This is a genomic window from Dactylosporangium sp. NPDC049525 (genome assembly GCF_040676755.1).
Lineage (GTDB): Bacteria > Actinomycetota > Actinomycetes > Mycobacteriales > Micromonosporaceae > Dactylosporangium.
Genome location: NZ_JBFAPO010000016.1, coordinates 164134 through 179060, shown reverse-complemented (window position 1 = coordinate 179060; position 14927 = coordinate 164134). Strand labels below are relative to the sequence as shown.

Annotated in this window: 11 protein-coding genes; 8 read left to right on the top strand and 3 right to left on the bottom strand. The window is 71.0% G+C overall.

Going from position 1 to position 14927, the window contains the following annotated elements; all coding sequences use genetic code 11:
* The first annotated feature begins 1 nt into the window (after position 1).
* The 5 genes from AB0K00_RS23920 to acnA all read left to right on the top strand — a co-directional run bounded on the left by AB0K00_RS23920 (position 2) and on the right by acnA (position 6566).
* Positions 2-925, top strand: a complete 924-nt coding sequence (locus tag AB0K00_RS23920; protein WP_363523699.1) for a PfkB family carbohydrate kinase — start codon at positions 2-4, stop codon at positions 923-925.
* 647 nt (positions 926-1572) lie between these two features.
* Positions 1573-2322, top strand: a complete 750-nt coding sequence (locus AB0K00_RS23915) for a hypothetical protein (RefSeq protein ID WP_363523698.1) — start codon at positions 1573-1575, stop codon at positions 2320-2322.
* A 77-nt stretch (positions 2323-2399) separates the two neighbouring features.
* Entirely contained in the window at positions 2400-2927 is a 528-nt protein-coding gene (locus AB0K00_RS23910; RefSeq protein WP_363523697.1) for a YbhB/YbcL family Raf kinase inhibitor-like protein, read from the top strand.
* Positions 2928-3040: 113 nt separating this feature from the next.
* Positions 3041-3484 carry a hypothetical protein gene (locus AB0K00_RS23905; protein ID WP_363523696.1) on the top strand — a complete coding sequence of 148 codons (444 nt, stop codon included), beginning with the start codon at positions 3041-3043 and terminating at the stop codon, positions 3482-3484.
* Positions 3485-3797: 313 nt separating this feature from the next.
* The gene (gene acnA / locus AB0K00_RS23900) at positions 3798-6566 is read left to right on the top strand and encodes an aconitate hydratase AcnA (protein WP_363523695.1); all 2769 of its coding nucleotides are present in this window, start codon (positions 3798-3800) and stop codon (positions 6564-6566) included.
* A gap of 73 nt (positions 6567-6639) precedes the next feature.
* On the opposite strand, the gene AB0K00_RS23895 is transcribed toward acnA, so the two are convergent.
* Positions 6640-9681, bottom strand: a complete 3042-nt coding sequence (locus AB0K00_RS23895; RefSeq protein ID WP_363523694.1) for an Hsp70 family protein — start codon at positions 9679-9681, stop codon at positions 6640-6642.
* A 101-nt stretch (positions 9682-9782) separates the two neighbouring features.
* Here AB0K00_RS23895 and AB0K00_RS23890 point away from each other — a divergent pair, with 101 nt between their 5' ends.
* Both AB0K00_RS23890 and AB0K00_RS23885 read left to right on the top strand, forming a co-directional pair.
* Positions 9783-10736 carry a quinone oxidoreductase gene (locus AB0K00_RS23890; protein WP_363523693.1) on the top strand — a complete coding sequence of 318 codons (954 nt, stop codon included), beginning with the start codon at positions 9783-9785 and terminating at the stop codon, positions 10734-10736.
* 85 nt (positions 10737-10821) lie between these two features.
* On the top strand, positions 10822-12384 hold the full coding sequence (locus AB0K00_RS23885) for an MFS transporter (RefSeq protein WP_363523692.1): 1563 nt from the start codon (positions 10822-10824) through the stop codon (positions 12382-12384).
* Positions 12385-12486: 102 nt separating this feature from the next.
* On the opposite strand, the gene AB0K00_RS23880 is transcribed toward AB0K00_RS23885, so the two are convergent.
* Positions 12487-13383, bottom strand: coding sequence for an RIO1 family regulatory kinase/ATPase (locus tag AB0K00_RS23880; protein WP_363523691.1), 897 nt, complete (start codon positions 13381-13383; stop codon positions 12487-12489).
* A gap of 138 nt (positions 13384-13521) precedes the next feature.
* Entirely contained in the window at positions 13522-14169 is a 648-nt protein-coding gene (locus AB0K00_RS23875; RefSeq protein WP_363523690.1) for an HAD family hydrolase, read from the bottom strand.
* A gap of 125 nt (positions 14170-14294) precedes the next feature.
* Here AB0K00_RS23875 and AB0K00_RS23870 point away from each other — a divergent pair, with 125 nt between their 5' ends.
* Positions 14295-14894 carry a helix-turn-helix domain-containing protein gene (locus AB0K00_RS23870; protein ID WP_363523689.1) on the top strand — a complete coding sequence of 200 codons (600 nt, stop codon included), beginning with the start codon at positions 14295-14297 and terminating at the stop codon, positions 14892-14894.
* The last annotated feature ends 33 nt before the right edge of the window (positions 14895-14927 follow it).

Sequence of the window (14927 nt, the reverse complement as noted above, 5' to 3'; positions counted from 1 at the left end):
GATGACGGGACACGCGGTGGTCATCGGTGAGGCCCTGGTCGACCTGCTGGAGTCCGGCGACCCCATCGCCTACCACCCGGCCATCGGCGGGGCGCCGCTGAACGTGGCGGTCGGCATCGCCCGCCTCGGCTCGCCCGGCATCGTCGATTTTGCCGGGTCCGTGGGCGACGATCCGTGGGCGGGCCGGATCCTGGACTTCCTGGCCGCGTCCGGGGTCGGCACCAGCGGCGTGGTGAGCGTGCCCGGAGTCGCGACCACCCTCGCGGTCACCACGTTCCGCGGGATTGAGCCGACGTTCCGCTTCTACGGCGAACCGCCGTCCTACGGCCTGCTCGACGCCAGCAACGTCGACGTCGACCTGGTGGCCGCGGCCGGGCTGCTCTACTGCGGCTCGATGTGCCTGCTCAGCCCGCCCGTCCTGGCCGCGGCGCGCAAGGCGTGGTCGACACCGGGCCCGGTGCGGGTCTTCGACCCGAACGTGCGACCCGTCGTCGGCGTCGACCCGGCCGTGGTGGCCGAGTTCGCCGCGACCGCCGACCTGGTCAAACTCAGCTCCGCCGACGCGACCGCGCTGTGGGGCGAGTCGCCGGAGCGGGCCGCGGCGCGCCTGCTCACGCTCGGCGCCGGCGCGGTCGTGGTGACTATCGGCGCGGAGGGCGCCCTGGTCGCGCACGGCGCCGCCACGGCGCGGGTGGCCGCTCCGAATGTCGCCGCGATCGACGCCACGGGCGCGGGCGACGCGACCATGGCCGGCTTGTCGTGGGGGATTCTCGAGCACGGCCTGCCGAGCGATCTGGCGGGCTGGGAGCGGCTGACCCGGGTCGCGGTGCACGTCGCGGGGCTGGTCTGCGAGTCCCGCGGCGGCGCCGTGTCGATGCCGACGCTCGAAGCCTTGCGGGAGCGCTTCCCTTCGCTGGACCTGTGACCGGTCGCTGGTCGCTGGGTTTGGTGACCGGTCGCTGGGTCTGTGGCCGAGGCCAGGTCTGTGACCGGGGCGAGCGCCCTCGCTGACCCGGCGACCCCGGAACCCCCTCGCTGGACCCGCGACCCGAGGCGGCGGTGGATCTGCGACCCGCCGAGCGAAGGCAGCGCTACCCAGCGTCCGAAGGCGCAGCGTCCTGCTCTCCTCGCCGGCCCGTGCGACCGCTGCGTGCCCTCGCCGCGCTGTGACCCGGGGCAGCGTCTGCCAACCCTCGCTGGTCCTGCCACTTACCTCTCGCTGGTCCTGCGACCTCTGCGCTTCCCTCGCCGCCCTTGCGACGTAGCGCTGCCTTCGGACGCTGAGTAGCGCTGCCTTCGCTCGACTGGTCCTGCGACCCCGCCCGGCAGCGCCCTCTCTGCCTCGCTGGACGCGTGACCTGGGCTACGTCGCGCGTGACCCGGGCGGCGCTGCTTTCACCCCGCTGGCCCAGTGACCCGGGCATTGCCGTCGATCGCGTCCGTCGGCCGGGCTCCGGTGGCGGCGTTCTGCTTCACCAAACCGTACACCGGCCATCCAAATCGGCGGGTCATCCAGTAATTGCATCGTAACTCATGTCGGTGGATGGATGTGTGGTTCGTACACTTGCTGGTGTGACGCCGGAGCAGCTCGGTCGGTATGTGCGTGGCAGCCGGATCGCGGCCGCCGCCATTGCCGTGGTGCTCGTCGGGCTGCGGGTCGGCTACGAGTTCGGGGTGACCGAGGCGCACACGCCGGTGTGGCTGGCGATCACGCTGCTGTTGGCGCCGGTTGTGCTGCTCAGCGGGGCGTTCATCGGGTTCGGGATCGCGCTGCGGCCGGTCATGCAGCCGCCGCCGTCGGCGCTGCGGGTCCGCGGCGACGCGTTCGTGGTGCCCGGTTCCCCGATCTGGCTCGGCCGGGCGACGATGGCGTGGGCGCTGCTCGGCACCCTGTTCCTGGAGAGCGACCCGACCGCGCCGCTCGGCCTGCGGGTGACGTTGAACGCGCTCGCCGTCCTGCTCATCGCCCTCGCCGCCGTGCCGCTGCTGCGCGGGCCGCGGATCATCGTGAGCCCCGACGGCCTCACGATCCGTGCCGGCGGTAACCGCCGGGTGCGGTGGGACGACCTGGTCAAGGTGCCGCAGCAGCCGCTGCCGCTGACCGTGCGCAGTCCGAAGCTGGCGCTGAGCATCCGCCGGCCGGGCCGGGTGGAGCCCGGCTGGTTGCTGGTCCCCCTGGAGATGCTCGCCGTCGAGCCGGTCTTCCTCGGCTCGGTGGTCGAACACTATGTGGAGCATCCCGACCGGCGCGCCGCGATCGGCACCGAGGCGGAATACGCAAGGCTCACCGGTACCTCACCCGCATCCGAAGCAGGCTCTTGAACTGCGTCACTTGAGCGCTCTGGTCGTTGGGTAAGAGGATCTGGTTAGGAGCAAAGCCCAGCACTAGGAGCGTGCGCATGACCGACCGACCCCGCCCGCCGTCGCCCTATGACTCACTGCCAGCGGTGCCGGCGTTCGCGTTGACCAGCGAGGACCTCACCGACGGCGGCACGCTGCCCGACGCGCAGGTCTACGAGCGCGGCAACACCTCACCACACCTGAGCTGGTCGGGCTTCCCGGCCGGGACCAAGAGTTTCGCCCTGACCTGCTACGACCCGGACGCCCCGACGGGCGGCGGGTTCTGGCACTGGATCGTCTACAACCTGCCGGCGGATGTCACCGAACTGCCGACGGGCGCCGGCACCGGCGACAAGGACGGCCTGCCCGACGAGGCGATCCACGCCCGCAACGACTACGGCACCCGCGACTTCGGCGGCGCGGCGCCGCCGCCGAAGGACGACCCGCACCGGTACTTCTTCGCGGTGCACGCCCTGGACGTCGACGCCCTCGACATCGGCGCCGACGCCTCCGCGAACGTCGTGGGCTTCAACGTGGTCGCGCACACGATCGCCCGCGCGGTGCTGATCTCCTCGTTCGGGTTCTGACCCCCTGTTCGTACGGCCGGGGTCGGAACCCGGCCGTACGAACGGCGCCGAACACGGCCAGGTGGCAAATCGGCGGCAAGGGTCCTGCAAGGCCGGTCGCGCACAGTGGTGGAGTGGATCCCCTACTCCTCGTCCGGCGCGTGCCGGCGCATCGCCTCGCCGCGACCCGGCGCATCACCGCCCGCTGGGGCACGCCGGCCACGTCCGAGGGCGCGCCGGCCACGTCCGAGGGCACGCCGGCTACGACCGAGGACGCGCCGGCCACGTCCGAGGTGCAGTGGTGGGAGCTGGTCGACCCTGCCTGCGACGACGAACACCCCGCGGCCGCTCTCGCCGCCGTACGACCCGACGGGACCACGGTCACGCTCGTCGGTGTGGCCGCCCCACCCGGCCGCCACGACCTCGCCGTACAGGTCCTGCAGGGGCTCGTCGACGCGCTGCGGGCCGGGTCTGCGCTGCGGCTCGCGGCGGCGCTCCCGCCGCACGGTCACGAGGTGCTGCGCCAGGCGGGCTTCCAGCCCGGCCTCACCGACGTCTCGTGGGCCGTGGATCTCTGAGACCGGCCCGACTGTCCGCTTCTCCACAGCGAGCTGCAAGCGGCACTGCAAGCGCCAATGCAAGCGCCAATGCAAGCGCCAATGCAAGCGGCAACTGCAAGCGGTAACTGCAAGCGATCCGAACTCCACGCTGCGGCCCTAGGGGCTGCCCGCCGGGCGATTTCGGCGTGGGTGAATCATGTTTCACAGCTTGGTACACGCTTGCGGGTTTAACAAGACGGACGTACGGTTTTCTTGGTTGATGACGACCGGGCTGCCCGGTTGCGGAAGACTTGCCCTGACACCCGCCTGATTGACTTTAGGGAGCAACGCCGTGGCGAGCCTCGACACGTTCGGAGCCAAGAGCCAGCTGAGCGTCGGTGACGCCAGCTACGAGATCTTCAAGGTCGACAAGGTCGAAGGCGCCGAGCGCCTGCCCTACAGCCTGAAGATCCTCCTCGAGAACCTGCTGCGCACCGAGGACGGCGCCAACATCACCGCCGAGCACATCCGTGCGCTCGGCGCGTGGGACGCCACCGCGGAGCCCAGCGTGGAGATCCAGTTCACCCCCGCCCGGGTGCTGATGCAGGACTTCACCGGCGTGCCGTGCGTGGTCGACCTGGCCACCATGCGCGAGGCCGTGGTGGAGCTCGGCGGCGACCCGACCCGGGTCAACCCCCTGGCCCCCGCCGAGCTGGTCATCGACCACTCGGTCATCGCCGACCTGTTCGGCCGGCCGGACGCCTTCGAGCGCAACGTCGAGCTGGAATACGGCCGCAACAAGGAGCGCTACCAGTTCCTGCGCTGGGGTCAGACCGCGTTCAACGAGTTCAAGGTCGTGCCGCCGGGCACCGGCATCGTGCACCAGGTCAACATCGAATACCTCGCCCCGGTGGTCATGCCCCGCAAGGGCCAGGCCTACCCGGACACGGTCGTCGGCACCGACTCGCACACCACGATGGTCAACGGCCTGGGCGTCGTCGGCTGGGGCGTCGGCGGCATCGAGGCCGAGGCCGCGATGCTCGGCCAGCCCGTGTCGATGCTGATCCCGCGGGTCGTCGGGTTCAAGCTCAGCGGCGAGCTGCCGGAGGGCTGCACCGCCACCGACCTGGTCCTCGTCATCACGGAGAAGCTGCGCAAGCACGGCGTCGTCGGCAAGTTCGTCGAGTTCTACGGCCCCGGCGTCAGCGCGGTACCCCTCGCGAACCGCGCCACGATCGGCAACATGAGCCCCGAGTACGGCTCGACGGTCGCGATCTTCCCGGTCGACGACGAGACGATCAAGTACCTTCGCCTGACCGGCCGCGACGAGGCGCAGGTCGCCCTGGTCGAGACGTACGCGAAGGAGCAGGGCCTCTGGCACGACCCGGCCGCCGAGCCGGACTACTCGGAGCGTCTCGAGCTGGACCTGTCGACGATCGAGCCGTCCCTCGCGGGCCCGAAGCGCCCGCAGGACCGAGTGCCCCTGAAGACTGCCAAGTCGCTCTTCCGGGGTGTACTGGGTGACTACGTGGCTGACGGCGGCATCGAGGGTCCCGCCGACGAGGCGAGCGCGGAGTCCTTCCCGGCCAGCGACCCGCCCGCCAACCACGTGCAGTCCAACGGCGACAAGCCGCACGACCGCGTGTCCGCCGCGCGGGGCGCGAACGGCCGGCAGTCGAAGCCGGTGCAGGTCGGCGACTTCGAGCTCGACCACGGCGCCGTCGTCATCGCCGCGATCACCTCGTGCACGAACACCTCCAACCCGCAGGTCATGATCGGCGCGGGCCTGCTCGCCCGCAACGCCGTCGAGCGGGGCCTCACCACCAAGCCGTGGGTGAAGACGACCCTGGCACCCGGCTCGAAGGTCGTCACCGACTACTACGACCGGGCGGGCCTCACCGCATATCTGAACAAGCTCGGCTTCAACCTCGTCGGCTACGGCTGCACCACGTGCATCGGCAACTCCGGCCCGCTGCCGGAGGCGGTCAGCGCCGCCGTCAACGAGCACGACCTGAGCGTCGTGTCGGTGCTGTCCGGCAACCGCAACTTCGAGGGCCGCATCAACCCCGACGTGAAGATGAACTACCTCGCGTCGCCGCCGCTGGTGGTCGCCTACGCCCTCGCCGGCACGATGGACCTGGACCTCACCAGCGAGCCGCTCGGCACCGGCGCCGACGGCGAGCCGGTCTACCTGCGCGACATCTGGCCGTCGCCGAAGGAGATCGAGGACACCATCGCCGCGGCGATCGGCAGCGACCTGTACAAGTCGCGCTACGCCGACGTGTTCGCCGGTGACGAGGCGTGGCAGTCGCTGCCGACCCCGACCGGCAGCACGTTCGAGTGGGACACCCAGTCGACCTACGTGCGCAAGCCCCCGTACTTCGAGGGCATGGCCACCTCGCCGTCCCCGGTCACCGACATCAGCGGCGCCCGGGTCCTGGCGAAGCTCGGCGACTCGGTCACCACCGACCACATCTCCCCGGCCGGCTCGATCAAGGCCGACTCCCCCGCCGGGAAGTACCTCGCGGAGCATGGCGTGGACCGGAAGGACTTCAACTCCTACGGCTCGCGCCGCGGCAACCACGAGGTGATGATCCGCGGCACGTTCGCGAACATCCGGCTGCGCAACCAGCTCGCCCCCGGCACCGAGGGCGGCGTCACCGTCAACCACCTCACCGGTGAGCAGACCACCATCTACGACGCCTCCGTCGCGTACGCGGAGACCGGCACGCCGCTGGTGATCCTCGCCGGCAAGGAGTACGGCTCCGGCTCCTCCCGCGACTGGGCCGCGAAGGGCACCGCACTGCTCGGTGTCCGCACCGTGATCGCGGAGAGCTACGAGCGCATCCACCGCTCGAACCTCATCGGGATGGGCGTGCTGCCGCTGCAGTACCCGCAGGGTCAGAACGCCGAGTCGCTGGGCCTCACCGGCACCGAGACCTTCACGGTCACCGGCGTCGAGCAGCTCAACGACGGCGACACCCCCCGCACCGTCAAGGTCACCACCGACACGGGCGTCGACTTCGACGCCGTCGTGCGCATCGACACCCCCGGCGAGGCGGACTACTACCGCCACGGCGGCATCCTGCAGTACGTCCTGCGCAAGATGATCGAGGCGTAGCGGGTTTCGTTGCTCCGGCTGACGGGCCGGTCATCCTCCGCGGATGGCCGGCCCTCGCCTACTTGGCAGGGACCTACTTGGCGGGGACCCCGAAGCGGTACACGGTCCGGTTCTCCTGGTCGATCAGCACGATGGTGTCGCCGCTGAACGAGGAGTCGTATGCGCTGGCGTCGGTGGCGTAGTCGGCCGCGGCGGCGACCTTCCCGTCGCTGAGGTTGACCAGCGCGACGACCTGGATCGACGTGGTGCCGGAGTTTCGGATCGTCTGCATCACGATCCGCCCGCCGGCGCCGGCGTCCGACGACTGGTTGAGCAGCTCGCCGCCGAGCTTCGTCTTGTCGTTGCCGTTGGCCGGGTCGAGGATCACCGGCTCCTGCATGCCGGTGAAGGCGCCGGAGCCCATGACGAGCTTGCCGTCCAGGACATACCAGTTGGGCTCGTTCTTCATCGGCTTCGTCCAGCGCGTCTTGCCGTCGTCGGTGCCGACCGCGACCACCGCGTCCTTGTCGGTCTTGACGCAGACCAGCTTCTCGCCGCACGGGCGGAAGTCCTCGATCTTGGTGCCGGTGGAGGTCTTGAACTCCCATGCCTGGGCGAAGTTGTCCAGCCGGTAGGCGACGATCGAGGTATCGGAGTCCTTCTTCTTGAACATCGCCACCCCGCCGTAGACCAGCCAGGGCAGGTCGCCGTCGGAGGCGATGGTGCCGCTGGCCTTGACCGCGCCGCTGGCGGTGTCGATCGTGGCCGCCTTGCCCTCGGTCTGCATCTGCACGATCACCCCCGGGTCGGTGTCGATCGACTCCTGGAAGGGGATCGGATCCTGGAACGTCAGCCCGTAACTCGGCACGACCGCGCCGCTGGGCTTCGCGCCGGGCCAGGTCAGCACCGGCTTCACCAGGCGGTCACCGGTGGTGATGAAGCCGCCCTTGCCCGGGTGCGTCCACCGCGCCTTGCCGGTGAGCAGGTCGGTGCGCTGCACGGCGGTGTTGCCGTCGCGGATCTCGGTGATCGCGTCGGTGCCGATGTAGAACAGGTCGATCTTCTGGTCCCACTTGTCGATCCACTTGACCGAGTGGTCGCCGAGGTCAATCACGGCCCTGGAGTCGTCGTCGTCGCGCTGGGTGTCGCTCTCCCCGTCGACGATCAGCAGGTTGCCGACCTGGCGCAGGGCGATCTCCGTCGGGTCCATCGCCACGTTGACGATCCAGCGGGTCTTCCCGGCCGGCTCGAACGCCTCGACGTCGACCTTGCCCGCGTTGCCCACGGCGGTGAACACGACGCCGTTGCCGGCGAGGGCGGTGAACTTGCCGTCGCCGCCGATCTTCAGTGGCTCGCCCGGCGTGAGCCCGTCGATCTTCGCGTTCTTCGGCTTGCCGTCCGCGCCGGTGGTCGTGACGTCCGGGAAGTTGTCCTTCGCGGCCTCGAACTGGCCGCCGATCCAGCTGAAGATCTTGGTGCCGCCCCACAGGCAGCCGCCGATCAGGGACAGCACGATGACGAGCGCGATCCACGGACCGGTGCGCCGGCGCGGACGGACCGGCGGGGGCGGGGTGAACGCGGGCTGCCCGCCGGGCGGAAACGTCGTGCCGCTGAACCCGCCGGCGCCGAACGCCTGCCCGCCGATGCCGGCCGGGACGCCAGGGCGCGCGAGTCCGGGGGGCGGGCCGCCGGGCGTGCCGGAGCCCGGGGCGCCGAACGCGGACGGCTGGGATCCCGGCCTGACCCCGGGCGGCGCGGCGGCACCGAACGCCGCCGGGCCGGCCGGACCTGACGGACCGCCAGGGGCTCCACCCTGACCGGGGCCGAAGGTGCCGGGCGGCGAGGCGGGCGCCGTCGGGGACTGGGTGGCGAAGGTCTGTGACAGGCCCGCCGGCGAGCCATAGGCACCCGGGGACGTCGGCACGCTGGAGGGCTGGAACGGCACCGAGACGGGGAACGAGGTGGAGCCGCCGCCGGGTGAGACGGGCGTGCCGGACACCGGCCGGGGCGGCGGGACCTGGGCGCCCTCGAAGAGCTGCTGCGGCGGGGTGGCGATGGCGAGCATGCCGCCATAGGCGACCGGCAGCTCGGGCTGCTCCGGGACGACCGGCGCGACGCCGAAGCGGGCGTGCAGCCGGCTCGCGACGAGCGGGATGCGGGACGAGCCACCGACGAGGAAGATGCCCGCGAGCTGGCGGACGTCGACGCCGGCGCGCTCCAGGACGCGGCGGGTCTCGTCGACGGCACGGTCGATGAGCGGGCCCGCGACGCGCTCGAGCTCCTCGCGGGTGATGTGCAGCGCCTCTTCGGTGCCCGGCACATGGATCGGGGCGGAGGACGCGCGCGACAGCATCTCCTTGGCGGCGCGGACCTCATTCCACAGGGCGCGGCGGTCACGGTGGGCGGCGGTGCTGTCGGGGTTGGCGAGGCGCTGCCAGATCTCCGGGTTGCGCAGGTTGATCAGCTGGCCGAGGTGGCCGACGAGGGCCGCGTCGATGTCGACGCCGCCGAGGTCGTCGAGGCCGCCGACGCCGAGCACGCGCAGGCCACCGGCGTTGCCCGCGCCGGGCGCCTCGCGGCGGACCACGGACACGTCGAGGGTGCCGCCGCCGAAGTCGAACACGGCCAGGGACTGCAGCGGCGCGACCTGCTGGCCGAGGACGCGCAGGCAGTAGGTGGCGGCGGCGATGGGCTCGTCGACGAGGACGACGGGGCCGAGGTTGGCGGCGCGGGCCGCCTCGAGCAGGACGCCGCGGCGCTGGCCGCCCCAGTCGGCGGGGCAGGTGAGCACGGTGGAGCCGACCGGGTTGACGCCCGCCTGCAGCGACTCGTCGGCGACCCGCTTGAGCAGGGCGGCGAGCATCTCCACGACGGTGACCTCGGAGTCGCCGAGCAGGACCGCGCCCGCGTCGACGCTGCGCTTCGGATACGGCTCGAAGCGTGACGGGGCGAGCTGCGACAGCCGCTCCGCGTCCCGCCCGACGGAGAGCCGGCCGGTCTCGTCGGCATAGATGCCGGACGCCATCACCGGTGAGCCGTCGAACAGCAGCGCGCGGGGTGCCTCGTCGCCGCGGCGGACGACCGCGACGGTGTGACATGTGCCCAGATCGATCGCGAGACGATGGGTCGGCCCCACGTGCTCACCTCCAAAGACCCCGGGATCGTACGGCAGCGGTACGACATTTCCGATCGGCGGTTTGGGGTAGACAGGAAGCCGACACAGAAACGGGAGGGTCAATGCGCGCGGTGGTGTTTGAGGAGCACGGCGACCAGTCGGTGCTGAAGGTCAAGGAGATCCCCGAGCCGACTCCTGGGCCTGGTGAGGTGCTGGTGCTGGTTGAGGCCAGCGGGGTCAACTTCATGGACGTCTATCAGCGCACCGGCACCTATCAGGTCGCGCTGCCGTTCACGCTCGGCAGCGAGGGCGCCGGCACGGTGCTGCACCTCGGCGACGGGGTCGAGGGGCTCTCCCCCGGCGACCGGGTCGCGTGGACGGGCGTGCCCGGCAGCCACGCCCAGCAGGCGGTCGTCCCGGCGGACCGGCTGGTGCCCGTACCGGACGGGATCAGCACCGAACAGGCGGCCGCGGCGATCCTGCAGGGGCTCACCGCGCACTACCTGACGCACGACTCCTACGCGGTGCGCGGCGGTGACACCGTCCTGGTGCACGCCGCCGCCGGTGGGGTGGGCCGGCTGCTGACCAGGATCGTGACGCACCTCGGCGGCCGGGTCGTGGCGACCGCGGGCACCGACGAGAAGCGGCACATCGCCAGGGCCGACGGCGCCGTGCGGGCCGTGGCGTACGCCGACGCCCTCGCCGCCGTCAAGGAGGTCAGCGACGGCGCCGCAGCGGTGTACGACGGCGTGGGCAAGGACACGTTCGACACCAGCCTGGAAGCCCTGCGGCCGCGGGGCACGCTGGTGCTGTTCGGCGCGGCCAGCGGCAAGGTGCCGCCGTTCGACCCGCTGCGGCTGATGAAGGGCTCATATTCGCTCACCCGCCCCACGCTCGGACATTTCATCGCGGCTCGGCACGAGCTGCTGGAGCGCGCCGGGACGCTGTTCGACTGGATCGCCGACGGGGTCGTGGAGGTCGCCGTCACCGGGCGGTACCCGCTCGACGACGTCCGGGACGCCTATGCCGCCCTCGAAGGCCGCAGGACCACCGGGAAGGTGCTCATTATTCCGTGATCGTGATCTCAAGCGGCGGGCCTGCGTGAACCCGGGAAAAGTTCCCCGACTAGACCTTTGAATGGTCAGAGGAGGGGAGCACGCAATGAGCCATGTTTCGGCGGAGCCGCACGGCAGGCACGAGCAGCCGGCACCACCCGCACGCCACGAGGCCGCGGAGACGACACCGCTGCACGCCTACCCCCGCCGCTGGCTCGCGCTGGTGATCATCGCGGTGGCGCAGCTGATGGTCGTGCTGGACGCCACCGTGGTCAACGTCGCGCTCCCGCACGCCAAGACCGACCTGGGCATCAGCGACGCCAACCAGCAGTGGGTGGTGACCGCGTACACGCTGACGTTCGGCGGCCTGCTGCTGCTCGGCGGCCGGATCGCGGACTACTGGGGCCGCAAGCGGACGTTCGTGGTCGGCATCCTCGGCTTCGCGATCGCCTCCGCGCTCGGCGGCGGCGCGTGGGACGAGACGTCGCTGTTCCTGGCCCGCGCCCTGCAGGGCGTCTTCGGCGCGCTGCTCGCCCCGGCGTCCCTCGCCCTGCTCAGCGTGCTGTTCGTCGACGCGAAGGAGCGGGCGAAGGCGTTCGGCGTGTACGGCGCGATCGCCGGCGGTGGTGCCGCGCTCGGCCTGGTCCTCGGCGGGATCCTCACCGAGTACGCGAACTGGCGCTGGTGCCTGCTCGTCAACATCCCGGTGGCGCTGATCGCGATCGCCCTGGCGGTGCGGATCGTCCCGGAGAGCAAGGCGCACGGCAACACGAAATACGACATCCCGGGCGCGGTGCTCGCGACCCTGGGCCTGGGCCTGCTGGTGTACGGCTTCACCAAGGCCGGCGAGACCGACGCGCAGCAGCAGCTGAAGTACGGCTGGACCTCCCCCGTCACCCTCGGCCTGATCGGCGTGGCGCTGCTGTTGCTGGCGCTGTTCGTGGTCGTCGAGACGCGGATCAAGAACCCGCTGCTGCCGATGCGGATCGTGCTGCAGCGCACCCGCGGCGGCGCGTATCTGGCGTCCACGCTCATCGGTGCCGGGTTCATCGGCGCGGTGTTCTTCGTCAGCCTGTACTTCCAGATCGTGCTGCACTACACGCCGCTGCAGTCCGGTCTGCGGACGCTGCCGATCAGCGTCGGCGTCCTGATCGCCGCCGGCCTGTCCAGCGGGCTGCTGCCGAAGATCGGCCCGAAGCCGATCATGGCCACGGGCGGGGTCGTCGCGGCGGTCGGCATGATCCTGCTGACCCGCATCGGCGTGGACACCTCCTACGCCACCCACGTCCTGCCCTCGATGCTGATCCTGGGCTTCGGCCTGGGCTGCACGTTCGTGCCGCTGGGCAACATCGCGCTGGTCGGCGTCGACGAGCACGACGCGGGCGCGGCGAGCGCCGTGGTCAACGCCAGCCAGCAGGTCGGCGGGTCGCTCGGCACGGCGCTGCTGAACACGGTGGCGATCACCGCCGCCACGTCCTACTTCACCGACCACCCGCCGACGGCCCCCGACAAGGCGCAGGCCACGCAGCTGGAGTCGATGGTGCACGGCTACGTGACGGCGTTCTGGTGGGGCTCGGCCCTGCTGGTCGTCGCCGCCGTGATCGTCATCGTCTTCATCAAGGCGGGCAAGGACGACGTCCCTGCCGAGGGCGCCGTCCACATGGGCTGAGCAAGGTAGAAACCCTGCACAGACGGAAGCGGCGGAACGACCCTCCCCGCCGCTTTCAACCGCGGCCCGCCCGGTCACGAACCGGGCGGGCCACGCGTTTTCTCACACGCGCATTCCCGCGTCGTGCAGCAGCTCCACGATCAGCGGCTCCGGGTCGACGTCGAAGCCCTTGCCGGTGAACCACTTCGCCATGTTGGCGACGTCGCGGGCCAGGAACTCCGGCCCCTTCGGGTTGATCACCACGTCGACGATCTGCGGCAGGTCGATGATGACCAGCCGCCCCTCGTGGACGAGGGTGTTGTAGGGCGACAGGTCCCCGTGCGCCACGCCCGCGCGGGCGAGGACCCGCAACCCGTCGACCAGCTGCCACCACAGGTCGGTGAGCATGTCCTGGTCGGGCCGGGTCTGGGCGAGCCGGGGCGCGGCCGTGCCGTCGGCGTCGCCGATGAACTCCAGCATGAGCTCCGTGCCGAGCAGCTGCACCGGGTACGGGACGGCGACGCCCAGCTCCCACAGCTGCGCGAGCGCGGCGAACTCGGCCTGCGCCCACTGTCCCGCGATCGCCTCCCGCCCGAACGCGGTGCGCCCGGCCATCGCGCGGGTGACCCGGGACTCGCGGACCCGGCGGCCCTCGAGGTAGCCGGAGTCGCGGTGGAAGAGGCGGTGCTCGGAGGACCGGTACCGCTTCGCGGCGAGCAGCACCCGCCGGTCGGTGTCCGGAATCCCGCGCTCCACCAGGTGGACGTCGGCTTCCTTACCGGTCTTGAGCACGCCCCGGTCGGTGTCCTTGGCGGCGTGTTCGGTGATCACCCAGTCGGGGATCGGGGCGGGTCCGTGCTGCACGCCGGGCGCGCTCCACGAGGACCAGCCGGTCTCCTCCTCCACGACGTCCCAGGTGGCGTCGGTGGACGGTGAGGAGCGCTTTACGAAAGTCGGGTCGTCGTCGTCGAACTTGCGGCGGCGGCGAGTGGACGTGCCAAAAGAGTCGTTGTCACGCAACGCGAGGTCTCCAGGATTGAGATGAAGGCGGAAGTCGGCATGCGGAATCGCGCCGTGACGGCAGCCATACTTACCAACCCCCTCTCAATCCGAAGTTCCCGAGCACTCTCCCGCACCTGCGCGGGCCGCGCAACCCATTTACCGCGCGGCCATGACCTCGGCGATCGCGGCGATCACCCCGTCGGCGGTGCGGGTCGGCGCGTAGCGGGGCTCCGCCCACCGGCGCCCGCGGTGCAGCCAGACGCTGCGCAGCCCGACACCCGCCGCACCCCCTATGTCGGCCTCGGGGCTGTCGCCGATGAGCCACGCACCCCCGAGCCGCATCCGCGCCCGTTCTGCCGCGATTGCGAAGATTCGCGGATTGGGCTTGCGCACGCCGACGTCCTCGGAGATGACCCAGTCCGCGAGGTACCGGTCCAGCCCGGTCTTGCGCAGCTTCTCCTCCTGCTGGCGGGTCTCGCCGTTGGTGACGACGACCGGCACCCAGCCGGCGTCCTCGGCGATCGCCAGCGCGCACGCCGTGAGCGGGTCGAGCCGCACCCGGCTCATCAGCTCGCCACGGATCTCCTCGACCAGGTCGATCGCGGCCTCACGCAGCCCGTAGCGCTCCTTGACGGCCTCCGCGACGTCCCACGTGGACCCCATTCCGTCGGCGTCCACGGACAGCAGCCAGTCAAGGTCGTACTCGGGCGCGTCCACCCTGCCCAGGAAGTCACTGGCCCATGCGCGGAACGCCCCGGCCCTGTCCAGCAGGGTGTCGTCCAGGGAGAGCAACAACAGGGGCACGCGGGCAGGTTACGTGACCGGAATGACATCTAACAGATGCTGTTTTCACCGGATCTGCTCCGTGGGCCGTCGGCAACGGGCGGAGCAAGGTGCCAAACCGTATGTACGGCTTGCATAATCAGTGCGTGCCCAGGGTGAGTCAGGATCAGCTCGACGCGCGCCGGAAGGAGATTCTCACCGGCGCGCGGACCTGTTTCGCCCGTCACGGCTACGAGGGCGCCACCGTCCGCCGGCTCGAAGAGGAGATCGGCCTGTCCCGCGGTGCGATCTTCCACCACTTCCGGGACAAGGACTCGCTCTTCCTCGCCGTGGCCGAGGACGACGCCGCGACCATGGTAGCCACCGTGGCCCAGCACGGCCTGGTGCAGGTCATGCGGGACCTGCTGGACCGCGCCGCGGCGAACGGCAGCGGCGGCGCCGAGCACGAGACCGACGTCGCCGGGTGGCTCGGCAGCCAGCTGGAGGTGTCCCGGCGGCTGCGCACCGACCCCGAGTTCGCGAAACGGTGGGCGGCCCGCTCCGAGGCGGTCGCTGAGGCGACCCGCGAGCGGCTCCACCGCCAGCTGGAGGCGGGCGTGCTGCGCGCCGACGTACCGATCGGGATCCTCGCGCAGTTCCTCGAGCTCGCCTACGACGGGCTCGTGCTGCACCTCGCGACCGGCCGGCCGGTCCAGGACCTCGAGGCCGTCCTCAACCTGGTCGAGGCCGCGGTCCGAAGGTCGTGATGACATCGGTCACAAGGTTTCCTCAAGTGTCTT